23 protein-coding genes are annotated in these 23835 nt (G+C 60.4%); 14 read left to right on the top strand and 9 right to left on the bottom strand.

Annotated elements, in window-relative coordinates; genetic code table 11:
- Nucleotides 1-49: 49 nt before the first annotated feature.
- Entirely contained in the window at nucleotides 50-856 is an 807-nt protein-coding gene (locus tag Q0903_RS17780; protein ID WP_299417529.1) for a ChaN family lipoprotein, read from the bottom strand.
- Nucleotides 853-1731 carry an RNA polymerase factor sigma-32 gene (locus tag Q0903_RS17775; RefSeq protein ID WP_299031135.1) on the bottom strand — a complete coding sequence of 293 codons (879 nt, stop codon included), beginning with the start codon at nucleotides 1729-1731 and terminating at the stop codon, nucleotides 853-855. The genes Q0903_RS17780 and Q0903_RS17775 overlap by 4 nt, the downstream gene beginning before the upstream one ends.
- 96 nt (nucleotides 1732-1827) lie before the next feature.
- Here Q0903_RS17775 and cobU point away from each other — a divergent pair, with 96 nt between their 5' ends.
- From cobU to Q0903_RS17755, 4 genes are all read left to right on the top strand, one after another.
- Entirely contained in the window at nucleotides 1828-2349 is a 522-nt protein-coding gene (cobU, locus tag Q0903_RS17770; protein ID WP_299031137.1) for a bifunctional adenosylcobinamide kinase/adenosylcobinamide-phosphate guanylyltransferase, read from the top strand.
- Nucleotides 2346-2930, top strand: coding sequence for a histidine phosphatase family protein (locus Q0903_RS17765; RefSeq protein WP_299417527.1), 585 nt, complete (start codon nucleotides 2346-2348; stop codon nucleotides 2928-2930). The genes cobU and Q0903_RS17765 overlap by 4 nt, the downstream gene beginning before the upstream one ends.
- Nucleotides 2931-2990: 60 nt before the next feature.
- Complete coding sequence (locus Q0903_RS17760; RefSeq protein ID WP_299417525.1) at nucleotides 2991-3668, top strand: glutathione S-transferase; 678 nt, start codon at nucleotides 2991-2993, stop codon at nucleotides 3666-3668.
- An 88-nt stretch (nucleotides 3669-3756) separates the two neighbouring features.
- A complete protein-coding gene (locus Q0903_RS17755; RefSeq protein WP_299031143.1) occupies nucleotides 3757-5271 on the top strand; it encodes a YifB family Mg chelatase-like AAA ATPase in 1515 nt (504 codons plus the stop codon).
- Here Q0903_RS17755 and Q0903_RS17750 read toward each other — a convergent pair.
- The 4 genes from Q0903_RS17750 to rsmI are packed head-to-tail and all read right to left on the bottom strand — an operon-like array spanning nucleotide 5243 to nucleotide 8387.
- Nucleotides 5243-6148, bottom strand: coding sequence for an alpha/beta hydrolase (locus Q0903_RS17750; RefSeq protein WP_299417523.1), 906 nt, complete (start codon nucleotides 6146-6148; stop codon nucleotides 5243-5245). The genes Q0903_RS17755 and Q0903_RS17750 overlap by 29 nt on opposite strands.
- Nucleotides 6145-7080 carry a glutathione synthase gene (gene gshB, locus Q0903_RS17745; protein ID WP_299417521.1) on the bottom strand — a complete coding sequence of 312 codons (936 nt, stop codon included), beginning with the start codon at nucleotides 7078-7080 and terminating at the stop codon, nucleotides 6145-6147. The genes Q0903_RS17750 and gshB overlap by 4 nt, the downstream gene beginning before the upstream one ends.
- 57 nt (nucleotides 7081-7137) lie before the next feature.
- Nucleotides 7138-7512 (bottom strand): YraN family protein, encoded by a 375-nt coding sequence (locus Q0903_RS17740; RefSeq protein ID WP_299031149.1) that lies wholly within the window; start codon nucleotides 7510-7512, stop codon nucleotides 7138-7140.
- Nucleotides 7513-7523: 11 nt separating this feature from the next.
- The gene (gene rsmI, locus Q0903_RS17735) at nucleotides 7524-8387 is read right to left on the bottom strand and encodes a 16S rRNA (cytidine(1402)-2'-O)-methyltransferase (RefSeq protein WP_299417519.1); all 864 of its coding nucleotides are present in this window, start codon (nucleotides 8385-8387) and stop codon (nucleotides 7524-7526) included.
- Nucleotides 8388-8474: 87 nt separating this feature from the next.
- Here rsmI and Q0903_RS17730 point away from each other — a divergent pair, with 87 nt between their 5' ends.
- From Q0903_RS17730 to Q0903_RS17720, 3 genes are all read left to right on the top strand, one after another.
- Nucleotides 8475-9659 carry an ABC transporter substrate-binding protein gene (locus Q0903_RS17730; RefSeq protein ID WP_299031152.1) on the top strand — a complete coding sequence of 395 codons (1185 nt, stop codon included), beginning with the start codon at nucleotides 8475-8477 and terminating at the stop codon, nucleotides 9657-9659.
- Between the two features lie 8 nt (nucleotides 9660-9667).
- Nucleotides 9668-12442, top strand: a complete 2775-nt coding sequence (locus Q0903_RS17725; protein WP_299417517.1) for a [protein-PII] uridylyltransferase — start codon at nucleotides 9668-9670, stop codon at nucleotides 12440-12442.
- Nucleotides 12443-12514: 72 nt separating this feature from the next.
- A complete protein-coding gene (locus tag Q0903_RS17720) occupies nucleotides 12515-13774 on the top strand; it encodes an MFS transporter (protein ID WP_299417514.1) in 1260 nt (419 codons plus the stop codon).
- Here Q0903_RS17720 and Q0903_RS17715 read toward each other — a convergent pair.
- A complete protein-coding gene (locus tag Q0903_RS17715; RefSeq protein ID WP_299417609.1) occupies nucleotides 13759-14703 on the bottom strand; it encodes an NAD(P)H-binding protein in 945 nt (314 codons plus the stop codon). The two genes, Q0903_RS17720 and Q0903_RS17715, sit on opposite strands and share 16 nt — an antisense overlap.
- A 115-nt stretch (nucleotides 14704-14818) precedes the next feature.
- Between Q0903_RS17715 and murJ the strand changes: the two genes are divergently transcribed.
- A complete protein-coding gene (gene murJ, locus Q0903_RS17710; protein WP_299417512.1) occupies nucleotides 14819-16366 on the top strand; it encodes a murein biosynthesis integral membrane protein MurJ in 1548 nt (515 codons plus the stop codon).
- On the opposite strand, the gene Q0903_RS17705 is transcribed toward murJ, so the two are convergent.
- A complete protein-coding gene (locus tag Q0903_RS17705) occupies nucleotides 16367-17062 on the bottom strand; it encodes a rhomboid family intramembrane serine protease (protein ID WP_299031161.1) in 696 nt (231 codons plus the stop codon).
- Between the two features lie 89 nt (nucleotides 17063-17151).
- Between Q0903_RS17705 and trpS the strand changes: the two genes are divergently transcribed.
- From trpS to Q0903_RS17675, 6 genes are all read left to right on the top strand, one after another.
- Nucleotides 17152-18174, top strand: coding sequence for a tryptophan--tRNA ligase (gene trpS / locus Q0903_RS17700; protein WP_299031163.1), 1023 nt, complete (start codon nucleotides 17152-17154; stop codon nucleotides 18172-18174).
- A gap of 63 nt (nucleotides 18175-18237) precedes the next feature.
- The gene (locus Q0903_RS17695; protein WP_299417509.1) at nucleotides 18238-20265 is read left to right on the top strand and encodes a hypothetical protein; all 2028 of its coding nucleotides are present in this window, start codon (nucleotides 18238-18240) and stop codon (nucleotides 20263-20265) included.
- A 95-nt stretch (nucleotides 20266-20360) separates the two neighbouring features.
- Nucleotides 20361-20981 carry a cysteine hydrolase gene (locus tag Q0903_RS17690; RefSeq protein WP_299031167.1) on the top strand — a complete coding sequence of 207 codons (621 nt, stop codon included), beginning with the start codon at nucleotides 20361-20363 and terminating at the stop codon, nucleotides 20979-20981.
- A gap of 215 nt (nucleotides 20982-21196) precedes the next feature.
- A complete protein-coding gene (locus Q0903_RS17685; RefSeq protein ID WP_299417507.1) occupies nucleotides 21197-22303 on the top strand; it encodes a class II histone deacetylase in 1107 nt (368 codons plus the stop codon).
- A gap of 5 nt (nucleotides 22304-22308) precedes the next feature.
- Nucleotides 22309-22881 (top strand): nitroreductase family protein, encoded by a 573-nt coding sequence (locus tag Q0903_RS17680; RefSeq protein ID WP_299417505.1) that lies wholly within the window; start codon nucleotides 22309-22311, stop codon nucleotides 22879-22881.
- A gap of 2 nt (nucleotides 22882-22883) precedes the next feature.
- Entirely contained in the window at nucleotides 22884-23609 is a 726-nt protein-coding gene (locus Q0903_RS17675) for an EI24 domain-containing protein (protein ID WP_299417503.1), read from the top strand.
- Here Q0903_RS17675 and Q0903_RS17670 read toward each other — a convergent pair.
- On the bottom strand, nucleotides 23539-23835 hold the full coding sequence (locus Q0903_RS17670; RefSeq protein WP_299031175.1) for a DUF1467 family protein: 297 nt from the start codon (nucleotides 23833-23835) through the stop codon (nucleotides 23539-23541). The genes Q0903_RS17675 and Q0903_RS17670 overlap by 71 nt on opposite strands.

The following is a 23835-nucleotide window of genomic DNA, read 5'->3' as shown; positions in this document are numbered from 1 at the left end:
CGCCACTTCGGCCCTCAACATAGGCGGCAGGTCTGCCCAGCGCCAGACCCTACTGGGTAAAGGCCGCACAAGGATCGCCGCGCACAGGCGCGGGCGCATCCAACGTAAGCGAGAACGCACCCCCCACCGCGCCACCGTCTTCGCCCTGCGCCAGCGCAAAGACAGGCACATCAGGCGCGGCATGGGCCAAAAGCGCAGGCATGCCCCAATCGGCCCGCGCATGTCCGTTACCAGTGATCACAACCACGGGCCCGCCTGTATGGTCCAATGCACGCAGGGCCGCGTCTGCCAAGGCCGCATCACGGATACGCTGCGCATTCACCATCACCGGCAACATCTCTTCGGGCAAGGCGTCGCAATGTGCTTGTGCTTGCAACTCCTCCCGCGCCAATTGCTCCTCAGGGTCCGCGGGCTGGTCCAGCCCGAATTTGGCAGCCAGCGGATGCGTGGCAAGCGGCGTCTCCAACTGCGCCCGCAACGCAGGGCGCGGCACGCCAGCGCCATAGATCACCGCATCACGCGCTGCGTCAAATATGGGAAAGTACATCGCGAACGCCGGCCACGATGTCTCGCTCCACCCTGTCGCGGCATCCAGTCCATCCTGCGTTTCCCAAGGGCCATTTGCCGCCACCGCCTGCCGTTCTGTCAGCATCTCGAACACCAACGCCTTAGGCTCAAGTGCGGCCACCCACGCCGCCTGACGCGCATGGTGATCAGGGTTGTCGTGCTGCTCTCCCAAAACAACGATCTGCGCGTCAAACGCGGCCTGCGGTATCTCAGCCGCCGCTCCTGACGCAAAAAGCGCGACCCATAGGGCCGCGCCTGCACTCACTACATTGGAGGGTACTGGTATCATGTGAGAAAATGAAACACTTCCTGCGATTGCATTTCAAGGGATTTCCGCATTTTCTGAAATGCGGCGGCTTCCAGCTGACGCACACGCTCCTTGCTCAGGCTCAACTCTTGGCCAAGGCTTTCCAGCGTGCGGGGCGCATCGCGCAGTTTGCGCTCGCGCACAATGAACTGCTCCCGCTCGTTCAGGGCCGACATCGCCGACAACAGCCACTCACGCAACTGCTGGGTATCATGGCTATGCTCCACCTGTTCGGCGGCCTGCGCGCTGTCATCTTCCAGCGCATCAATCCACTCCCGCCCCTCGTCCTCTGACGACTGCGTAGCATTCAGCGAATAATCCGAGCCGGACAGACGCCCCTCCATCATCTCCACATCATGCAACGGCACACCGATCTCGGTGCTTATCATCTGCAACAGCTGGTGCTTGTCCAGCGTCTCTCCTGCGGATGCAGCCTCACGCTCCAGACGCGCCTGAACGCGGCGCATGTTGAAAAACAGTGATTTCTGGGAAGAGGTTGAACCCGTGCGCACCATCGACCAGTTGCGCATGACATGGTCCTGAATAGAGGCTTTGATCCACCAGACCGCATAGGTCGAGAAACGCACCCCACGGTCAGGATCGAACTTGTCCGCAGCCTTCATCAGCCCCAGACCCGCTTCCTGAATGAGATCATTCATCGGCGCTCCGTACCGCTTGAACTTTGACGCCATAGAAATCGCCAAACGCATGTATGCGGTGATCAAGCGGTGCAAAGATTCTTCGCACCGGTCATCCCGCCATGCGTAGGCCAGTCTCAATTCTGTTTCAGCATCCAGCAGCTCCGCTTTCATCGCAGTGCGTGTGAGTGAAAAGTCCTGCGCAGTTCCAATCGCCATCTGTTCCGTCTCCCTGGGTGAAATGGTCACCTTGTGGTGACGCTTTGTTATAGATACGCATGAAAGTGCATATCGGTTCACAAAAGGTTACGAAAAATGTTGCCCAAAGGGACATTCATTCTAGGCGGCGCCGCTTCAGGCAAATCCGAGTGGGCCGAAAATCTTATATTATCCAGCGGCTTGAATTGCACCTACCTCGCCACAGGTCGTGCATTGGATGATGAAACTATTTTGCGGGTTAAAGTGCATAAATCGCGCCGCGACGCACGCTGGTCAACGATAGAGGAGCCGTTGGATCTCACCGCCCCGCTTGCCAGCCTGAGCGCGGACACCCCCGCATTGATCGACTGCGCCACCATGTGGCTCAGCAACCAGATGATGGCAGAGGCCGATCTGGATCGTGCCACCGAAACACTGCTGGCCGCCCTGCGCGGCTGTACCGCCCCTTGGGTGATCGTCAGCAACGAGGTCGGCCATGGCATCGTCCCTGAAAACGCACTGGCACGTAAATTCCGCGAGGCACAGGGCAGGCTCAACATCGCATTGGCCCGCGAGGCCGATCTGGCCGTGATGATCGTCGCTGGCCTGCCCCAAGTCCTGAAAGGAACACTCCCATGACCACTTGGCATTGGGTCCGCCACGGACCAACCCATGAAAAGACCTTTGTAGGCTGGCGCGATGTGCCTGCCGACCTTTCGGATACAGCACTGATCAACCGCGTCCGCGCGCACCTGCCCGAAGACGCGGTACTGGTATCTTCCGATCTCATCCGCTCGGTCCATACGGCAGACGTGCTGCACACCGCAGGCCATACCCGCCTCCCCCATGAGGTCGATCTACGCGAGATGGACTTCGGCGTCTGGGACGGTATGCACTTTGAGGCTGTCGCCGCACGCGACCCCGACCTCAGCCGCGCGTTCTGGGAAAAGCCGGGTGACGTTCAGGCCCCTGATGGCGAAAGCTGGAATCAGACCCGCGCCCGCGTTGACGCCGTAGTGGACCGTTTGAACGAGACGCATTCAGGCGGCCATATCATCGCCGTGGCACATTTTGGTGTGATCCTGACCCAAGTGCAGCGCGCCCTTGGCGTGTCCCCCTATCAGGCCATGGCCCACAAGATCGACAATATCTCGGTCACAACCCTGCACCACAAAGGCAACGATGCATGGGAAGCGCATGCGATCAATCACCTCCCGTGATGGGGCTACACACAGAATGGAATTTGCACGCCTGCGTTGATGCCCCTAATGTCCAAACCCATGGAATATGATCTCTTTATCGGTGACCGCACGTTTTCAAGCTGGTCTTTGCGCGGCTGGCTTATGCTGCATAAATTCAACCTGCCTTTCCGCACCCATATGATCGGCCTCTATGGCGGAACAATGGCGCAGGATATGGCCCCGCTGGCCCCCGCCCGTCTGGTCCCTGCCCTGCGCACACCCGAAGGGGACGTGGTCGGCGAAAGCCTCGCCATTGCCGAGACACTGGCCGAGCGGCACCCCCAATCCACGCTCTGGCCCGCAGATCCGGCTGCCCGCATCCGCGCGCGCTGGCTCTGTGCGGAAATGACCACCAGCTTTGGGGCGTTGCGCGGCGATTGCCCGATGCAACTGGCCCATATAGACGCTGATTTCTCGCCTTCCGATGCCGTTCTGGCAGACCTTGCGCGCATAGAAACACTGTGGGCCTATGCTCGTGAAAAAGCCACCGAAGGGCCGTGGCTGTTTGGTGCCTATTCACTGGCCGACGCGTTCTATGCCCCCGTGTGCGCCCGCATCACAGGTTACGCCCTACCCGTATCCGAGACCGCAGCGGCATACTGCGCAACCACTCTGGGCGATCCCGCCTTTCAGCAGTGGCGCGCCGAAGGACTGCGCACCACTTACGATCCCTTCCCCTACCCACCCAAAGGCCGAACAGAGCCTTGGCCCGTCTGAATTTTCCACTCCCTGACAGCGCATCCGTTAACCTTTCTTAAACTCTCCCCCCGTACCGTTAACCCGTTGGTAAGGATGGGGTTGTGGCATGGTCGCACGCGCGTATAGCGTTGCATTTCAGGGGGTTGAGGCGCGCATCGTTGAGGTGCAATGCGCCGTCACGCCTGGTTTGCCCGCATTTTCAGTGGTCGGCCTGCCGGACAAGGCCGTGTCCGAGGCGCGGGACCGCGTTCGCACCGCTCTCACCTCCATGGCAATCGCGCTGCCGTCCAAACGCATCACCATCAACCTGTCGCCCGCCGACCTGCCCAAAGAGGGCAGCCATTTTGACCTGCCCATCGCGCTGGCCCTGCTGGCAGCCCTCGATATCTTGCCAAAGGACGTGATTGAAACCGTTGTCGCCTTGGGCGAGCTGTCGCTCGACGGCTCTCTGGTGCCCGTGGTCGGCGCATTGCCTGCGGCGATGGCCGCCGCCGAACATGACCGCAGCCTGCTCTGCCCCAAAGGCTCAGGTGCCGAGGCGGCGTGGGTAAACGCCTGCCAAGTCATCGCCGCACCGTCGCTGGGGGATGTGGTGCGCCACTACACGGGTCAGGTCCCCCTCCCTCCCGCCGAACCGGGCGAGGTCGCGCCGCTGGATCACAGCCGCGATCTGCGCGAGGTAAAAGGACAGGAACGTGCCAAACGCGCGCTCGAAGTTGCGGCAGCGGGGCGTCATCACCTTATGATGGTCGGCACACCGGGGTCGGGCAAATCCATGCTGGCTGCGCGCCTTCCGGGTATTCTGCCGCCGCTATCGGCTTCCGAGGCGCTCGGCACCTCCATGATCCATTCACTCGCAGGGTTGCTGGACGAGGGCGGCATCAACCGCAATCGCCCCTTCAGAGAGCCGCACCACACTGCCTCGATGGCCGCGATCATCGGCGGCGGGCGCAACGCCAAACCCGGCGAGGTCAGCCTGGCCCACAATGGCGTTCTGTTCATGGATGAATTCCCCGAGTTCGCCCGCAACGTGCTGGAATCCCTCCGTCAACCCGTTGAGACAGGCGAAGTCATGATAAGCCGCGCCAATGCCCACGTGAAGTATCCGTGCAAATTCATGCTCGTCGCCGCTGCAAACCCCTGCAAATGCGGCTACCTGCCAGATCCCGCACGCGCCTGCGCCCGCGTTCCGCAATGTGGAGACGACTATCTCGGCCGCATTTCGGGGCCCCTGATGGACCGTTTCGATCTGCGTGTCGATGTCCCGCCCGTGGCTTATACCGACCTCGATCTGCCTGCTGCGGGCGAAAGCTCGGCCACCGTGGCAGCCCGCGTGGCCGCCGCCCGCGATCTTCAACATGCACGCTTTGCGGATGAGCCTTCAATGACATTCAACGCCGATGCACAGGGAGAGATGCTGGAACAGATGGCCGCCCCCGACGCCGAAGGCCGTGAGCTGCTGCTGCGCGCCGCAGAACGCTTCAGCCTCTCTGCGCGCGGCTATCACCGTGTCTTGCGGGTGGCGCGCACGATCGCCGATCTGGACGGTTCCGCAGAGGTACGAAAACCCCACATCGCCGAGGCGGTCAGCTTCAGACTACCCAGTTTTGCCGTTGCCTGATCCATTGCGCCAAGGCATCCAATGTCTGGCGCCCCTCGGGCAACACGTTATGAAAGATCGGCCAGACATGGGGCAGATCACGCTCCACCTGCAGCGTTGTATCCACGCCTTGCGATCTTAGCTTTTCGGCCAACCTGCGCCCGTCATCCAGTAAAACTTCGGTATCGCCCACAGTGATCCACGCAGGCGGCGCGCCTTCGAAATCCCCGAACAGCGGGCTCACGCTTGGCGTTTCTGGGGACGCACCGCGCAAGAACAACGCTCCCAACTTGTCCGCACTCTCTGCGGGCAAAACCACATCTGCCTCGGCATTGGTACGAAAGCTCTCACCGCTATGCGTCAGGTCTGTCAGAGGCGAAAATCCGAACACAGCACCAGGCATCGGCGCACCTTCGGCCCGCAGTGACGCAACCAGCCCAAAGGCCAGCGCACCGCCCGCACTATCACCGCCAACAACGATACTCTCCGGTGTCACCCCGCTGCGCAGCAGCCCTTCCCAAGCAGCGCGCACATCATCGGGGGCAGCTGGAAAAGGCGCCTCAGGTGCCAGCCGGTATTTCGGCATCACGCCGCGCGCACCAATCCGCTGCGCCAGACTGGCGACCATCGCGCTGTGGGTAGAGGGGCTGCCGAACACAAACGCGCCACCGTGGATATAGAACAAAACGCGCTCCTCGGACGCGCCGCGCGGCATCACCGCCAGACACGGCACGTCGTCATATGTCTCTTGCGCATAAACGGTCCCGCGCGGCGCGTGAAAAAACATACGTGATTGCCCGGCCAGCGCACGGCGCAGCTGCGCAGGCGTGCCAGTTTTCATGCGGCGCTTTTCCACCGCGCGCAACCAAGGGTTCAGAATGCGCTGCATAATACTCATGCGCGCTTGGCCTCAATTGCATCCCAGATTTTTGCTGCGATATTCACACCATCAAACCGCTCAAGCTCCTGAATACCGGTGGGAGACGTCACGTTGATCTCGGTCAGATAGTCACCAATCACATCGATCCCGACAAACACCTGACCCTTCTCCTTCAACAATCCGCCAATGCGCTCGCAAATCTCAAGATCCCGCTCGGTCAGGCCCACCTTCTCTGGCCGCCCCCCCACATGCATGTTCGAGCGCGTCTCCCCCGCCGCCGGCACACGGTTGATCGCCCCCACAGGTGCGCCATCCACAAGAATAACGCGCTTGTCCCCTTTGGAGACATCAGGCAGAAACTTTTGAACAATCAAAGGCTCACGCGAGAAACCGGTAAACAACTCGTGCAGCGAGCTGAGGTTTCGGTCATCGCGGGTCAGCTTGAAAACACCTGCCCCACCATTCCCGTAAAGCGGCTTCAAAATCACATCACCATGCTTTTCTTTGAACGCTTTGATCGTATCCAGATCGCGGGCAATGGTCGTCGGCGGCGTCAGGTCGGGAAAATCGAGCACCAGCAGCTTTTCAGGATAGTTGCGCACCCAGAACGGATTGTTCACAACCAGTGTCGTCTCGGCAATCCGGTCCAATAAATGGGTGGACGTGATGTAATGCATGTCAAACGGCGGGTCCTGACGCAGCCAGACCACATCAAAATCAGCCAGATCAACCTCGCGCATGTCGCCCAGCACTGCAGGCGCATCTGCAACCCGCTGGACGGTCATATCATGTCCGCGCGCCGTGATCCTCCCCTCCTGATAGGCCAAATGGTCAGGCGTATAGAAGAAAAGCGTATGGCCCCTCGCCTGCGCTTCTTCGGCAAGGCGGAAACTGCTGTCTGCGTCAATGTTCACGTCCCCGATCGGGTCCATCTGAAAGGCTATTTTCATGAGCTGTCCTTACTGTTGTCATCTTGATGACAAAGCAAGACGCAAGGCGCAATGCCCTCAGCAGTGTCCGAAGGCGTTTTCGATGATTTGTGTCTCGCCGTGACCATTGACCAGTGCAACGTCAAACCGCACATCTGTCAGACTGCCGCGCGGCTGTGTGCCAAGAAATTCTTCCGCGCAGGAGTATATACGCCGCATCTGGCTCGCACTTACGCGCTGTGCTGCCCGCTCAAAACTACGGCTTTGCTTCACTTCGATAAAGATCAGACCATCGCCGTCCCGCACGATCAAATCAATCTCGCCGCTTTTTCCGCGCCAACGCTGTCGCGCCACCGAAAACCCGCGCCGTTCATAATCTTGCGCGATCCGCCCCTCTGCGGCCAGCCCTGCATGAAACGACATTGCACCACGGTGGTTTCGCGTGTTTGGCATGGTCAAATCCGTCATCCTTTTTGCTTACTCAGCTCAAGTGCAGCCTGATACACCTGCCTGCGGGGCAAACCATGTGCCTTCGCAACAAGATCCACTGCATCGCGCATGGACAAATCCCCAAGCGCCTCCCTCAATTCCGAATCTAAATCACCAGAGTTAATTTTCTCTAAATCACCACGGTCCACCAGCACGACAATCTCACCCTTGGGCGTGGTGGTGGCGTAGAAATCCGCCAGTTCCTCCAGCGTGCCGCGGCGGACTTCTTCGAATTTCTTGGTCAACTCACGACACACAGCCGCAGTACGAGTAGCCCCCAGCGCTGTCTGCGCATCGCGCAGCATTGCCCCCACGCGCTTGGGCGATTCGTAAAATACGAGCGTGGCGCGAATATCTCGCAGCCCTTCGATCGCAGCCAGCCGCGCAGCTTTTGCATTTGGCAAAAACCCGGCAAAATAGAACGCGTCTGTAGGCAGCCCGCCCAGTGCCAGCGCCGTCAGCACCGCCGACGGGCCCGGCGCGCAGGTCACGGGCACCCCTGCCAGCGCCGCCGCGCGCGACAGCTCGAACCCTGGATCGGCAATCAGCGGCATCCCCGCCTCCGAGGCATAGGCCACCGATTTCCCCTCCTGCGCAGCCTTGACCAGCCGCATCATAGCCCCCTCGCCCGAATGATCATGCAGCGCGGTGATCCGCCGCCCGTCCAGTGCGATGCCGTGGATATCCATCAACCGCAACAAGCTGCGCGTGTCCTCCGCAGCCAACAGATCGGCGCTCGCCAGCACATCCAGCGCGCGCAACGTAATATCGCGCGCTGTGCCTATAGGGACACCCACAAATGTAATTCCGGGTGCTAACTTCTGCTTATGGATATTCAACGCTGGACCCGCCCCTTGGACACGATATGATTGCGGCAACGACAGCACGGACCAAAGTTCGCGCCATTACTGGGGAGTACCGTTACCATGTTTGCCATTCTACGCACCATCCGAAAGCCCATTCGGCTGCTGTTATTGCCGCTCGTCGCTTTGGCGCTGTCAGCTTGTGATCCTTCCGCATTGGGCGGCCTGAGCCGCGCAGGCGGGCCCAACATCGACCCCAACGCTCCTGTGCCTGTCGCCCTGCTGGTGCCGCGCGGGGGCACAGCCTCGGACAATCTGCTGGCGAAAAATCTTGAAAACGCCGCCCGTCTGGCGATTCGCGATCTGGACGGTGTAAAGATCGACCTGCGGGTTTATGGCACCGCAGGCAAGGCAGGCACCGCCGCAACCGCCGCAGCCCAAGCGGTCGCCGATGGTGCAAAGATCATCCTTGGTCCGGTTTATGGTGAAGCTGCAAATGCCGCAGGCGTGGCTGTAGCCGAGGCTGGCGTGAATGTGCTTTCCTTCTCCAACAACACCACCATCGCAGGCGGCAACGTCTTTGTGCTTGGGCCCACATTCGACAATACCGCACAGCGGCTGGTCAGCTACGCAAAACGCGCGGGCAAAGAAAAGATCGTGATCCTGCACGCCAATGACATCGGCGGGCAGCTCGGCCGCAACGCCATTCAAAAAGCGATCTCAGCCAATGGCGCGACCCTGTCCGGCACCGTCGAATATGCGCTCAGCCAAGAAGCCGTGCGGGCCGCCGTGCCACAGGTAAAGGCCACCATCCAAAGCTCGGGTGCAAATGCACTGTTCATGACCGCCAATTCCTCTACCGCCCTGCCATTGCTGGCGGATCTGTTGCCATCCTCAGGTGTGACCAATTCCACATCGCAGTTCATCGGGCTGACGCGCTGGGACATCCCCGCACAGACCCTCGCACTGCCGGGAGTACAGGGCGGCTGGTTTGCCCTGCCCGATCCGGGTGCCAGTGCCGCCTTCGCCGCGCGCTATAACAGCGCCTATGGCGAGCGCCCGCTGGATATTGCCGGCCTTGCGTTTGACGGGGTCGCGGCTATCGGCTCCCTCGTCAGCAGCGGCAAGAAAAACGCGCTGACAGGCGCGGCGCTAACCCAAGGTGCTGGCTTTAAAGGGGCCAACGGCATCTTCCGCCTGCGCGCGGACGGCACCAACCAGCGCGGGCTGGCCGTAGCAACTGTGCGCGGCAATCAAGTTGTCCTTCTCGAGAACGCGCCCAAAGCATTTGGCGGCGCGGGCTTCTGAGCAAGCGCATGAACGACCCTGAAAATTGGACCTTAGACGTGGCCCAAGCGCCGCGTCTGGGGGCCGACCCCAAAGATATTTACGACAGCACCGCAATCAACGCCGAGCTTGCAGCCGCAGCAAAAGCCGATAGCAGCCCCGCTGCCCTGCGCGCCGAAACAGTCCGCATCTTGCGCGCAGCACAGACACAAGGACGCGAAGCCATCGCGCGCGCCTTTGCCGAGGCTCCTTTTGATGCAGCTGCGATGACGACTTCCTATACCTACCTCACGGACGGTATGGTTAAATCCGTCCTGCATGTGGCCACCCACAGTCTGCACCCCGCCCCGCCAGACGCGGACCCGCTCAGCGTGATCGGCGTGGGCGGCTACGGCCGCGGCGAAATGGCCCCCTACTCGGACGTGGACCTGCTATTCCTTCTGCCTGCTAAAATTACGCCATGGGCCAGCAGCGTGATCGAAGCGATGCTCTATATCCTGTGGGACCTGAAACTAAAGGTCGGTCATTCCAGCCGCACCATCCGCGACTGCGTGCAACTGGCGGGCGAAGACTACACGATCCAGACCGCACTGCTGGAGCATCGCTATGTAGGCGGCGACACGGCCCTTGCCGAAGAGCTGGACGCGACACTCAAGCGTGAGCTTTTCTCGGGCTCGGGCCGCGATTTCATCGAGGCCAAACTGGCCGAGCGGGACAGCCGCCACCTCAAACAAGGCCAGCGATACGTGGTCGAGCCGAACGTGAAAGAAGGCAAAGGCGGCCTGCGCGACCTGCAATCACTGTTCTGGATCGCCAAATTCATCCACGGCGTCGAACATTCCGCCGATCTGGTGAACAAGGGCGTGTTCCGCGCCGATGAATACGAGACTTTCAAAGAGGCCGAGAATTTCCTCTGGGCCGTGCGCGGCCATCTACACCTGCTCACAAAGCGCGCCACCGAACAGCTGACATTCGACATGCAGGTCAGCGTGGCCGAGGCGATGCAATACCAAGACAGCGCAGGCCGCCGCGCAGTCGAAGTCTTCATGCAGGCCTATTTCCGCCATGCCACCGCCGTGGGCGATCTGACCCGCATCTTCCTGACCAAACTCGAAGACATGCACGTCAAATCCGAACCCCTGCTGGAGCGGCTTTTCCGCCGCCGTCCCCGCATCAAAGAGGGCTACGTCGTGGTCCACAACCGCATCGCCCTGAAGGACGAAGCGGCATTTCTGGCCAACCCGCTTAACCTGCTGCGCTTGTTTGAAGAGGCGTTGCGCACAGGTATGCTGATCCACCCCGACGCCATGCGCACGGTCAAAGCCAACCTGCACCTGATCGACGACAGCGTGCGCAATGATCCCGAGGCCCAGCGCATTTTCCTCGATCTGCTGCTTAAACACGGCAACCCCGAGCGCGCGTTGCGCCGCATGAACGAGCTGGGGATGCTGGCCGCCTTCATCCCTGAATTCGAGCCGATCGTGGCGATGATGCAATTCAACATGTACCATAGCTATACCGTGGACGAACACACGATCCAGACCATCGCCAACCTTGCGATGATCGAAAAGAACGAGCTTGAGGAAGAGCTGCCCGTTGCGTCCTCCATCCTCAAACGCGGGGTCAACCGCAAGGTTCTCTATATCGCTCTCCTGCTGCATGACATCGGCAAGGGCCGTCCAGAGGATCATTCGATCCTCGGTGCCGCAATCGTGCGCAAAGTCGCCCCGCGACTGGGGCTGAAACAAGACGAAGTCGAGACAGTCGAATGGCTGGTGCGCTATCACCTGCTGATGTCCGATATGGCCCAGAAACGCGATATCGCCGATCCGCGCACCGTGCGCGACTTTGCCAAAGCGGTGCAAACAGTCAAACGCCTTGATCTGCTTTGCGTCCTGACGGTTTGTGATATTCGCGGCGTAGGCCCTGATACATGGAACAACTGGAAGGCCGTGCTGATCCGCGCCCTTTACCGCCAGACAGAACGCGCGCTCGAGACGGGGCTGGAAGATCTCAACCGCCAGAACCGCGGCGCCGAGGCCAAGAAGACCCTGCGCGCAGCCTTGCCCGATTGGCCTAAAAAGGCGCTTCAGGTCGAAACGGCGCGCCACTATGATCCCTACTGGCAGGGTCTGCACGTGACAGCCCATGTGGCCTTTGCAAAACTCTTCCGCGATCTGGACGAAGAGGCGATCAACATTGATCTGCACCCCGACGAGGACCGTGATGCCACCCGCGCATGCTTTGTCATGCCCGACCATCACGGCATTTTCTCACGGCTCACGGGAGCCTTGGCACTTGTGGGGGCCAATGTTGTTGATGCCCGCAGCTATACTACCAAAGATGGCTATGTCACCGATGCGTTCTGGATTCAGGACAGCGAAGGCAACGCCTATGAGGCCTCCAAACTGCCCCGCCTGCGCCAGATGATCGAAAAAACCCTGCGCGGCGAGGTCATCACCCGCGACGCGCTCAAATCCCGCGACAAGGTCAAAAAGCGTGAAAAAGCCTTCCGCGTGCCGACACATATCACCTTCGATAATGACGGCTCCGAAATCTATACCATCATCGAGGTCGATACCCGCGACCGCCCCGGCCTGCTCTATGATCTGGCGCGTACGCTGGCGGGGCTGAATGTGTATATCGCCAATGCCGTCATCGCCACCTATGGCGAACAGGTGGTCGATACCTTCTACGTCAAGGATATGTTCGGTCTTAAATACTATAGCGAAAGCAAACAGCGCACGCTGGAAAAACGCCTGCGCGAAGCCATCACAGACGGCGTCGCCCGCGCGGATACCTAGGCGCCGCTCGACAACCGCAAACCCGCCCCAAACAGCATCGCTGCGTCTATTGCGTCTGTTCGCTGCGTGCATATGCGCCTAAGCTGCACCGAACTCCAGCCAAAGGCCCGCCCATTGCGCCTCAGCCAGACCATCGCCTTGATCCCTTGGTATCAGCTCTTCAACAGCCTGCTGTTCTGGCAGGCAGTGTGGTTTTTGTATTTTCAGGCCGAGCTTTCGGGCGCAGAGGCGATCATCCTCTATTCCGTCTACGACATTGCCACCACCGTGCTGGAGGTGCCGTCGGGCTATTTCTCCGACCGCATCGGGCGGCGGGCGACCCTGCTGTTGTCCACAGTATGCTATGTGATGGGTTGCCTCGCGCTGGCAATGGGGGGCAGCTTTGCGGCCTTCGCGCTGGGGCAATGTCTGATCGGCGCAGGTGCCGCGTTCAAATCCGGCACTGATTCCTCGCTGCTTTACGAGGCACTAGAGGCATCAGGCCGCGCAGACGAGGTCGAAGCGCAAGAGCTGCGCGCGTGGCGCTTTACCCTCGCAGGCTTTGCCCTTTCGGCTGTGATCGGCGGCGCAATGAGCCTCTATTCTGCAACGCTCCCCTTCTACGCTACCGCCCTGTCTTACGGGATCGCCACCCTGCTTGTGCTGCGCATGGCCGAACCGCCGCGCAAAACGCAGACCGCCCCCACCCTGCGCAGCCAGGCGGGTGAGCTGCGCGCGGCACTTGTCCATCCCGTGCTGGCATGGCTCTTTGTGCTGACGGTGCTGATGTATGCCTACAGCCATCTACCATTTGTCTTTGGCCAGCCCTTTATCCTCACAGCACTTGACGAACTGGGCCTTGCCGCCGAAGCACCGTTGGTCAGTGGTGCCGTGACTTCTGCAATGATGCTGATCTCCGGTTTGGCCTCTCTGGTTGCGGTACGCCTGCGCGCGGCACTGGGCCTGCCGCTGCTGTTGCTCTGCGCCTTTGGTCTGCAAATCGCGCTTGTTGCCGCCCTCGCTGCCAGCACCTCCGTGCTGGTGATCGGCGTCCTCTTGCTGCGGATCGTACCGGATTCGCTGGCCTATCCCTTCATCCTCGCCCGCATCCAGCCCTTGTTGGAAAGCAGCACCCGCGCCACATATCTCTCGCTCAAAAGCCTTGGGGGAAAGGTTTTCTTTGCCGTGACCCTGCTGCTGGCCGCCACCTCGGCCCAAGACGCAGGGCTGCTGCCCGCCGCTGATCTGCAACGTATCCTTGGCTGGTACACAATCGGCGGGATCGCCTGCCTTGCGCTGCTTGCGCTGACGGCGCGGCACATCGCTATTGCACCGCCTCAGAAAACCGAATGATCCCCCAGCGCCACGCTGCGGCCTTCACCTATCACCTGCGCATAGAATTCAAACAGTGTGTCGGCGCCCGTCTCGGGCGTGGCCTCCGCATCATAGCGCGCCCCGTCCCAGACCAGCATTGATTCCGTCGCATAGTAGCGCCCGATACCCGCCAGTTCCGCCTTTTCGGCCAGCTTACCGCTGAACCGTCCGGCGATGCGCAGCCCGCCGCGTATCGCGCTGATCATTGCCACAGGCACCCGCTTGACCCGCACTTCATGGCCCAAAATCGCCTCTAGTGCGGCCACCTGATCCAGCGGCGTGATCGCAGGGCCGGGTCCACCGATGGGCAACACAGCGTTATGCCGCGCAGCATCCTCCAGACATCCCGCGATATAGCGGCCCAGATCACGGTCACTGATCGGTTTGCAGGCGGTCAGCGTTCCGTCCCCGAATACCAAAAACGGCTTGCCCGCCCGCACACGGTCCAATTGCCCCGACAGGGATTTGAAAAACGCCGTGGGCCGCACGATGGAATAGGTCAGCCCCGAGGCGATCAATTCCGCCTCGAACGCCAGCTTGGCACGCTGGAATTCCAGCAGCGGCTTTTGCACACAGATCGCGGACAACAACACAAACTGTCCCACGCTTGCCTCCCGCGCGGCGCGCAGTAACGACAGATTGGCGTCATGGTCCACCGCCCACGCGTCCCGCGGCGTGCCGCTGCGCGAGGCAATGCACGAGATCACGGCGTCAAACGCCTCCCCGCGAAAGCCGTCCCGCACCAGCGAGGCTGCATCGCCGATGTCACCCACCCGCACCTCGCCGCCCAGATCAACGGCACTGCGCGCAAAACACACCACATCATGGCCCGCCTCCTGCAGCGCGGCCAGCGTGGCGCGGCCTGCCGTCCCTGTGGCCCCTGTAAGAAAAATGCGTTTGCTGATCATATCCGGCGCACAGTGGGCAATATCACGACCCCGCGCAAGCACCACAAAAGGCAATTGCAACACCGCCGCCCAATCGCTAGGCCATAACAGACGCGCAACGCCAAAGGCCCGCCCCATGAAACCCATCCGCCTGATGTCCAGCTTTTTCACCGTAGGGGTCTGGACCCTGCTCAGCCGCGTTCTGGGGTTCATACGCGAGGTCATGATCCTGTCACTCATCGGGCCAGGGCCGCTGATGGATGCCTTTGTGGCCGCGTTTCGCCTGCCCAACATGTTCCGTCGCTTTTTTGCCGAAGGCGCGTTCAACGCAGCCTTCGTGCCAATGTTTGCAAAACGCCTTGAGGGCGGCGAAGATGCAGCCGCCTTTGCCCAAAACGCTTTTTCGGGCCTGTTCTTTATCGTCACCCTGCTCACCGGGCTTGGTATGGTGTTCATGCCTGCCTTGGTCTGGGCCACCGCCGAGGGTTTCTCCGAGGATGGCCGCTTTGACCTGACGGTCGGCTTTGGCCGCATCGTCTTTCCCTATATCCTGTTTATGTCCCTTTCGGCGCTATTCTCGGGCATCCTGAACGCCACAGGCCGCTTTGCCGTGGCCGCCGCCGCGCCTGTCCTGCTCAACATCTTCGTTATCGGCGCATTGACGCTTGGCGCATTAACGGACGGCGATGCGATCAACTGGCTGATCTGGGCGATCCCGCTGGCAGGGGTGGCACAACTGACACTCACATGGCGCGCGGCGGCGCAGGCAGGGTTTTCCTTGCGTCCCAAACGCCCCCGCTGGAACCGCGACATGCGCGATCTGGTCGTCATTGCCCTGCCAGCGGCCCTTGCTTCGGGGGTGATGCAGATCAATCTGGTGGTGGGTCAGCTCGTCGCCTCGCAATATGAAAATGCAGTTAGCTGGCTGTTCGCGGCGGACCGTTTGTACCAGCTGCCGCTGGGCGTGGTGGGTATTGCCGTGGGCATCGTACTGCTGCCCGATCTGTCACGCCGTCTGCGCGCAGGCGATGATGCAGGCGCGCAAACTGCCCTCAGCCGCGCCGCCGAAATATCGCTCGCGCTCACCATCCCCTCTGCTGTGGCGCTGATCGTGATCCCGCTAACGCTGGTATCGGTATTGTTCGAGCGTGGCGCATCCGGCACAGACGACAGTGCCGCTATCGCCACCGCCGTCATGATCTATGGCCTCGGCCTGCCCGCTTTTGTGCTGCAAAAGATCATCCAGCCGCTCTATTTTGCACGCGAAGACACGCGGCGTCCGTTCTACTTTGCGCTTGTTGCGATGGTGGTAAATGCCGCACTTGCCGTGGGGCTGTCGCCCTATGTAGGCTGGCTTGCCCCTGCGATTGCCGCCACGGTGGCAGGCTGGGCCATGTATGCCCTGCTGGCGCTCGGGGCGCGGGGTTTTGGAGATGCGGCAAAGGTCGATGCACGCTTTCGCCGCCGCATCTGGCGCATTATCGCGGCCAGCCTCGTGATGGGTGTGGCGCTGTGGTTCTTCAATATCCAGCTCAGCACGCTGATGGCTGTGCCATGGTGGCGCGCGCTGGGTCTTACGATCCTGCTGGGCATTGGGGCAGTGGCCTATTTCGGCGCGGGTCAAGCATTGGGCGCGTTCAAATTGTCCGAGTTCAAATCAGCCTTGCGGCGCGGTGGCAGCTAACTACCGCTGCCGCAGCTTTTGTAATATCCGCGCCCATTCGCCGGGTGCACAGATAAAACACAGCAAAAAGCCGCAGAAAAAGCCGGACAGCTCCGCCACCCAACCATAGCCCACCGAGGCAAAAAGGCTCCAGATCAGCTGTAGACCCATCAGCATCCCGATCAGGGTAAAGGCCTGCATCTGCTGGCCACCTGTGGCCGCCAGCCTGCGCCACATCAAAAAGCTGTATCCGCCGATCAATCCGTAGACCGAAGGGTAAGCCCCCACCAGCCACACCCGATCATCCAGCAGCAGCGCATAGACCAGCGCCCCGCCGATGCCCGACAGCACAAACAGCGCCAGCATGGCAAACTGGCCCATCACCTCGGCCGCCATTTTGCCCAGCGCCAGCATCAGCACGATCGCGATCAGCGCGTGGGTGAAGCTCAGATGGATAAAAGGATAAGTGAGGAACCGCGCCATATGTTCGGGCGGGAAATACCCCTGCGCCAGCATCGCATCCACATAATTGCCTGCAAAGCCCCAGTCGCGCACCAGCCCCAGCCGCCAGCCAATAGCCTGCGGCCCGCCAATCAGCCCCGCCTCGCCAGCCGTCAACACCAGCTCGATGCCCGCCATGATGACAAACAAGGCAATAACGACAAAGGGAATGGCGTTAAAAGGCGATTCAAATTCAGGCTCGGTCTGATCAGACATGCAGATGCTCTCATGGGTTCGGTTGACGGGACGTGGCGCCATGGGTAAGCCCATCGCGACAGCATATCCAGCCCCAAGCGGAGCATTCCATGACCGAAACCACATTCACCCCCCGCGTTTTCTCTGGCATCCAGCCCTCGGGCGGCCTCACGCTGGGGAATTATCTCGGTGCGATCAAGCGGTTCGTGGACATGCAAAACCAAGGCGACTTCCAGACCGTCTATTGCATGGTCGATCTTCACGCCATCACCGCCAAGCTGCTGGACCCCGCCACCCTGCGCCACAACACCCGCGAGCTGGCGGCAGGTTTCATCGCGTCCGGTATCTCGCCCGAGAAATCCATCCTCATCAACCAGTCCCAAGTGCCCGAGCATGCGCAGTTGGGCTGGATCTTTAACTGCGTGGCGCGCATGGGCTGGATGGGCCGCATGACCCAGTGGAAAGACAAATCCGGCAAAAACGCCGAGGCCGCATCGCTTGGCCTGTTCGGCTATCCTGCGCTGATGGCTGCCGATATCATGGTCTACCACGCCACCCACGTCCCCGTAGGCGAGGACCAAAAGCAGCACCTCGAGCTGACCCGCGATATCGCCGCCAAATTCAACCACGACTACGGCGTTGATTTCTTTCCGCTGGTCGAGCCTGTGATCGAAGGTGCCGCTACCCGCGTGATGTCCCTGCGCGACGGCTCCAAAAAGATGTCCAAATCCGATCCGTCCGACGCCAGCCGCATCAACATGACCGATGATGCCGACACGATCGCCAAGAAAATTCGCAAGGCCAAAACCGACCCGGATGCCCTGCCCTCAGAGGTCGAAGGCCTCAAAGACCGCCCTGAGGCGCGCAATCTGGTCAATATCTACGCAGGCCTCAGCGGCCTAACCGTCGAGCAGGTGCTCGCAGATGTAGGTGGCCAGCAATTCGGCACCTTCAAACCCGCGCTGGTCGAATTGGCAGTAGACAAACTCGCCCCCATATCGGGCGAAATGGCCCGCCTGATGGACGACACCGCCGAGATCGACCGCCTGCTGGCCAAAGGCGCACTACAAGCCCGCGAGATTACCGAGCCGATCCTGAAAAAGACCTATGAAATCGTGGGGATGGTCGGGTAATTCCCCTATCGCTATGGTGATCGATAAGGCAGGGTAGGCTAAACGCTCAGCCAATGGACTATCATGCAAACGCCCGTTTTCTTTGATTTTGACCTCTCCAACCTCGACACTGATGAAACAGGTGTAGACCATCCGCGCATTACGGCGCTGCAGGACGGCGGATTTTTCGTCGCCAGCACGATGCAGTCAGGCAACACATTTGCCGCAGCAGCCACCATCCTCAACGCCGATGGCACCACCCGCGTCCCGTTTTTCGAGATTAGCCCCGACACACTGGGCCGCCAGATATTCAATGATGCGACCCTGCTGTCGAATGGCAATGTCGCGGTGGGATGGCACGCGACCTATGATGGCCGTTTGCCCAACAAGTTCGATGCTTACGGCGCAGTTACTGCCGTTATTACCCCACAGGGGGCGGTGCTATCCGAAACCTTCCACGGCTATGGCCGTGAACCCGTTGTCGCCGCCCTCGCCAACGGGAGCTATAGCGTAGCATGGTGGGCGCACGAGCGGTGGGCGCCCTATGATGACGGCGACGGTGCAGGTATCTTCGGCCAGCGCGTCGCCGCAGATGGCACCATCGGCAGCGCCCGTACCCAGATCAATACAACAACCATCAACGACCAAAACTTCCCCACCATTGCCGCGCTGAGCGGTGGTAACATGGTCGTGGCTTGGGAAAGCAGCCCAATCGGCGAGGGTGGTAAAATCACCAGCATAATCGTCGATGCCAGCTTCAGCGCTGTCACTTCCGAGCGCGATCTTTTCACCTTTCAGCCCGGCGAAACGGCCTCGGCTGATATTGTCAGTCTGGCCAATGGCGGCTTTGCTGCGTCCAGCACCCAAGGGATCAAGATTTTCAACGCCGATGGTACGTTGCGCGCCGATGTATCCGACACGTTTGAGACAGGCAGCATTTCAGGCGGCAGTCTGGCCGCGCTGCCTTCGGGCGGGTTTATCGCTGTGGTTGATGCACGTCCCGTCTGGGATACCATCGGCGACAGCGCGAACTACCAGGTACTTGGCCAGCGGTTCAACGCGGACGGCACCCGCGATGGAAACGTCTTTCGCATAGATTATGGCGATACACCTGGGGCCAACGCGCCAGAAGTGGCCGTCCTCTCAGGTGGCTCCCTTGCCATTGCCTGGGGCAATGATGCCGACACCCCGACACCCGCAGGCCGCATTCTCAGCTCCACAGAACCCCTCGGCGGGCCACAAGACGACATTCTGCGCGGCACAGCCGCAGCCGATCACCTCTATGGTTGGGAGGGTGACGACGTCCTGATCGGGGCCGCAGGCAACGATACATTGGACAGCGGTGGCGGTGCCGATCTGATCGGCGCAGATCTCGGTGACGATGTGATGATCCTCAGTGGTCAAACACAGCATGCGGCGGGCTACATGGCCTTTAACGTCAGCAGCAGCACACAAACAGGCACCCAGATGCGCGTCAGCATCGAAGGCTATACAAAGCTCGAAGCGGTCAGCCATGCAGGTGCTGGCATTGATACCATCCAGTTGGGCAGCGGCAACGAGGCCTTCTTTCTCCACGATGCGTTCTCCGACTTCAACGCAAGCGCGAGGCTGCTGACCGACAGTACGGGCAAGGCAAGCACTGCACGTTTTGCAGGGGTTGAGCGCATCGAGGCTTTTGACGGCGACGACATTATCGATCTTACCAGCCCCGATTACAGCCTTGCAGGCCTTCAGATAGAAATCGAAGCGGGCGAAGGCGATGATCTTGTCTGGGGCTCGGACGCGAACGAAGTAATCCATGGCGGCGGTGGTGATGATACGATCTTCGGCGGCGCGGGTCTCGATATGATATCAGGCGGTGCAGGCGCGGATGTGTTTGAATTTACCCGCAGCGCCACCGATGCAACCATCGACGACTTTAATACAGGCGAAGGCGACAGCCTGCGGTTTTACAACACCGGCAACGCTGTCTTTGATGCGGCCTCCGCCGAGGTCTCGGCAGGGCTGCTTTCGATCAGCTATACCGACACCGTGACAAACACCGACCAGCGTTTGTCCATCGTGTTTCTGGACGATGCACAAGGCGTCCTCGACGCAATAGAAATCATCTAGGCGGGGCCGCATCTTTTGCACCAGACGGTGTACAGGGGGTGCACTGGGGGTGTACGCAGGGTGACACACCTTTTTGCAGATCATGGAGCCCCTCAATGGCAAACCAGAACCGCCCCTCACGCGCACTGATCGAAGGACGCGCCGCGCTGATTGTGATCGACATTCAGGCCAGCACATTCATCGACGACAGCGCCGTCCGCTCGATCGATAACATGGCTGGATACCGCGACAGAATGTTGGCCACACGCGGGGCCATTGATGCCGCCCGTGCCGCGGATATTCCGGTGATCTTCATCCAAGAGGTCCACCGTCCCGATCTGGTAGATTTCGGTCGCGAGCTTGACGGGGATGAGGACATCCACTGTCTTGAGGACAACCCGAAAACTGACATCGCCGTAGAGGAAATGGGCTTTCTGCCGAATGATTATCTGATCCGGAAACGCCGCTATTCCGCTTTCTTCGGCACTGATTTTGAAATACTTCTCAAAGGGTTGAAGGTTGATACTCTGCTGCTGACAGGTGGGCTCACCGATGTGTGTGTGCATTATACTTTCGTTGATGGACACCAACACGACTATTTCTGCCGCGTGCTAGAAGACTGCGTTGCAGGCTCCTCGCTAGACGCGCACGAGGCTGCGTTGAAGGCCATGGAATACCTGCAAACTGGCGCACGCGTAACACGCGCCCAAGCTATTGCAGCCATGCAAGCGCTCTGAAGCCCTGAAACGAGGGCCAAACACCAGATAACACGTTCCGCACATCTCTTGTGCGCGTCCTGAACTAGAAACCGCCCCCCAAATAGCCCCATGATGCAGCGGGCGGCCTGACCATGTATGACGCAAGGCGTACAGGCACCCACAAACGAGGCCGCATAGCCGTGGACATTCTCCACGCCCTTTGCCACCCTCAGCCACAGCACGAGGAGGCAAATATGACCACAGGTTTTTTCTGGGATGAACGCACATTCTGGCACGCAGGCGGCAACTATGCCTCTACTCTGCCGCTGGGTGGTCTGGTGCAGCCTCTGGCAGCAGGTGGCCTACCGGAAAGTGCTGAAACAAAACGACGTTTCAAGAACCTGATGGATGTCACAGGTCTGTCTGCCGAACTGGATATGCGCAGCGCACCCGCCGCCACGCGAGACGAATTGCTGCGGGTTCACCCTGCCAGCTACCTTGATCGGTTCAAGGCCGCTTCGGATGCAGGTGGCGGTGAATTGGGTCACCACGCCCCCTTTGCCAAAGACGGATACGAGATAGCGGCCCTCTCGGCAGGGCTGGCCACCGCAGCTGTCCGCGCTGTCGCTACGGGTGATCTGGAAAACGCCTATTCCCTCTCGCGCCCGCCCGGCCATCACTGTGAACCTGACACGCCGATGGGGTTCTGCCTGTTGGCTAATATTGCCATCGCGGTCGAGGCCGCTTTGGCCGAAGGCACCATAAAGCGCGCGGTTGTGCTGGACTGGGATGTGCATCACGGCAACGGTACCGAAGCCGCCTTTTACGGCCGCGACGATGTGCTGACCATATCCCTGCACCAAGAGGGCAACTATCCCCCGACGAAAGGCGCACTGCATGATCGTGGCACTGGCGCTGGCGTAGGGTTCAACCTCAATCTGCCACTCCCCCCCGGCACAGGGCACGAGAGCTATCTGCACGCCCTCGACACGGTCGTGATCCCGCAGATAGAGGCGTTTGCCCCCGATGTCATCATCGTCGCCTGCGGTTATGATTGCGCAGCACCCGATCCGCTTGGCTCCATGCTGGCGATGGCGCAGACCTTCGGCGATATGACCGCCCGCATCAAACAGACTGCCGTCCGCCTTTGTAACGGCAAAATGGTCGTGGTGCATGAGGGCGGCTATTCCGAAGTCTACGTCCCCTTCTGCGGTCATGCTGTGATGGAGGCGCTGAGCGGCTCGGACATCCGCGCACCGGATCCGCTGCACGAGACCCTTACAATACGCCAGCCCAACCCCCGCGTCACAGCCTTCCACAAAGAGGTAATAGACGACTTGGCCAAAGAACTAGGACTGTAAACACCATGCCCACGCCCAACCCTGCCGCCCTTGATTTCCTGCTGACACGCCGCTCGCGGCCCGCAAAGACACTGACAACGCCAGTGCCCGATCATGCGACACTGATGCAGCTGCTCACTGCCGCCGCGCGCACCCCTGATCATGGCAAGCTTGAGCCGTGGCGGTTTATTATTATCAACGCTGCCGCCATGCCGCCTCTTGCCACCCTCGCCCAACAACGCGGCGAAGCTTTGGCGTTGGACCCCGAACAGGTCGCAAAAGGCCGCGCGCAGTTTGATCAAGGCCATCTGGCTGTTGCCGTGATCGAGGTGCAGAAACCATCGGCAAAAATCCCTGTGCTGGAACAGACGTATTCAGCGGGCGCCGTTTGCGTCGCGCTGGTGAACGCCGCACTGGCTGCTGGCTGGGGGGCCAACTGGCTCAGCGGATGGGCCAGCCATGACCGGACGTTCATGCAGCAGGGTTTCGATCTGGCCCCGCATGAACGGATTGCAGGTATCATCCACATCGGGACGGAAACAAGCGCACCGCCCGAACGCCCACGCCCGCAGCTGGAGAACCTTATTACATGGCTCTGAGCATGATCTTCTCTGCCTTCGGCATGGCCCTCGGCCAGTTGGGGGACCCGCGCTTCAGACGGGTGTTTCTCACAGGTGTGGGCGGTGCACTGGCCCTGCTGATCGGTTTTGCCTACCTGTTGTCGTCGGTCGCGGGCTGGCTGATCGGCGATGGTGTGACCCTGCCATTGCTGGGAGAAGTGCAATGGCTGGACGATGTGTTCAGCTGGGGTGCAGTTCTTGTGATGATGGTGCTGTCGGTGTTTCTGATGGTGCCAGTAGCCTCGGCCATCACGTCGCTATTTCTTGATGATGTAGCAGACGCTGTAGAAGCGGTGCATTATCCGCATATCCCCCAACAGCCCCGCACGCCTTTCATGGAAGGGCTGCGAGACACAGTCGGGTTTCTGGGTGTGATTATAGGGGTGAATCTGCTGGCGCTGATCCTCTACGTGGTCTTTGCGCCCATCGCGATTTTCATCTTCTGGGCAATCAACGGCTTTTTGTTGGGGCGAGAGTATTACACCCTCGCCGCCATGCGCCGCGTTGGCCGCAAGCGTGCGCGGGAGCTGCGGCGCAAGCACTTCCTCACAATCTGGGCTGCGGGTATCTTGATGGCGATGCCCCTTTCGATCCCGCTGCTGAACCTCGTGATTCCCATTTTAGGGGCGGCGACGTTTACTCACTTGTTTCAGATGCTGCCGCAGGGGCGCCGCGGCCCACCCAATCCTCCAGATTATCCACGCTGATCACGCCTGACAGGATGATGGCCACAAAGGCCCCCCAAATAAGGAATGACAGGCCTGTGCACCACAGGGCTTTTTTGCCCAAATGGTGGTGTTCTGGCGCGCCTGCGTGGGTGCCTGGTACGACGTCTTTCAAATCACCCTGCGTCTGGACACGGATGGGAAGGATGATCAGGAACAACATGAACCAGACCACGGCATAAAGGACGGCGGCGGAAACGGGCCCCAT

Source organism: uncultured Sulfitobacter sp. (assembly GCF_947502895.1).
Classification (GTDB): Bacteria; Pseudomonadota; Alphaproteobacteria; order Rhodobacterales; family Rhodobacteraceae; genus Sulfitobacter.
This window is presented reverse-complemented; position numbering and strand designations above follow the sequence as displayed.

Excerpts from the sequence above, each read along its gene's own strand:
- Q0903_RS17725 (WP_299417517.1), top strand. The coding sequence starts at position 9,668 with ATGAACGACCCTGAAAATTGGACCTTAGACGTGGCCCAAGCGCCGCGT.
- Q0903_RS17695 (WP_299417509.1), top strand. The coding sequence starts at position 18,238 with ATGCAAACGCCCGTTTTCTTTGATTTTGACCTCTCCAACCTCGACACT.
- trpS (WP_299031163.1), top strand. The coding sequence starts at position 17,152 with ATGACCGAAACCACATTCACCCCCCGCGTTTTCTCTGGCATCCAGCCC.
- Q0903_RS17740 (WP_299031149.1), bottom strand. The coding sequence starts at position 7,512 with ATGCCAAACACGCGAAACCACCGTGGTGCAATGTCGTTTCATGCAGGG.
- cobU (WP_299031137.1), top strand. The coding sequence starts at position 1,828 with ATGTTGCCCAAAGGGACATTCATTCTAGGCGGCGCCGCTTCAGGCAAA.
- Q0903_RS17775 (WP_299031135.1), bottom strand. The coding sequence starts at position 1,731 with ATGGCGATTGGAACTGCGCAGGACTTTTCACTCACACGCACTGCGATG.
- Q0903_RS17675 (WP_299417503.1), top strand. The coding sequence starts at position 22,884 with ATGATCTTCTCTGCCTTCGGCATGGCCCTCGGCCAGTTGGGGGACCCG.
- Q0903_RS17690 (WP_299031167.1), top strand. The coding sequence starts at position 20,361 with ATGGCAAACCAGAACCGCCCCTCACGCGCACTGATCGAAGGACGCGCC.
- Q0903_RS17680 (WP_299417505.1), top strand. The coding sequence starts at position 22,309 with ATGCCCACGCCCAACCCTGCCGCCCTTGATTTCCTGCTGACACGCCGC.
- Q0903_RS17750 (WP_299417523.1), bottom strand. The coding sequence starts at position 6,148 with ATGAGTATTATGCAGCGCATTCTGAACCCTTGGTTGCGCGCGGTGGAA.
- murJ (WP_299417512.1), top strand. The coding sequence starts at position 14,819 with ATGAAACCCATCCGCCTGATGTCCAGCTTTTTCACCGTAGGGGTCTGG.
- Q0903_RS17780 (WP_299417529.1), bottom strand. The coding sequence starts at position 856 with ATGATACCAGTACCCTCCAATGTAGTGAGTGCAGGCGCGGCCCTATGG.
- Q0903_RS17720 (WP_299417514.1), top strand. The coding sequence starts at position 12,515 with ATGCGCCTAAGCTGCACCGAACTCCAGCCAAAGGCCCGCCCATTGCGC.
- Q0903_RS17730 (WP_299031152.1), top strand. The coding sequence starts at position 8,475 with ATGTTTGCCATTCTACGCACCATCCGAAAGCCCATTCGGCTGCTGTTA.
- Q0903_RS17765 (WP_299417527.1), top strand. The coding sequence starts at position 2,346 with ATGACCACTTGGCATTGGGTCCGCCACGGACCAACCCATGAAAAGACC.
- gshB (WP_299417521.1), bottom strand. The coding sequence starts at position 7,080 with ATGAAAATAGCCTTTCAGATGGACCCGATCGGGGACGTGAACATTGAC.
- Q0903_RS17715 (WP_299417609.1), bottom strand. The coding sequence starts at position 14,703 with ATGATCAGCAAACGCATTTTTCTTACAGGGGCCACAGGGACGGCAGGC.
- Q0903_RS17670 (WP_299031175.1), bottom strand. The coding sequence starts at position 23,835 with ATGGGGCCCGTTTCCGCCGCCGTCCTTTATGCCGTGGTCTGGTTCATG.
- Q0903_RS17755 (WP_299031143.1), top strand. The coding sequence starts at position 3,757 with ATGGTCGCACGCGCGTATAGCGTTGCATTTCAGGGGGTTGAGGCGCGC.
- Q0903_RS17760 (WP_299417525.1), top strand. The coding sequence starts at position 2,991 with ATGGAATATGATCTCTTTATCGGTGACCGCACGTTTTCAAGCTGGTCT.
- Q0903_RS17705 (WP_299031161.1), bottom strand. The coding sequence starts at position 17,062 with ATGTCTGATCAGACCGAGCCTGAATTTGAATCGCCTTTTAACGCCATT.
- Q0903_RS17685 (WP_299417507.1), top strand. The coding sequence starts at position 21,197 with ATGACCACAGGTTTTTTCTGGGATGAACGCACATTCTGGCACGCAGGC.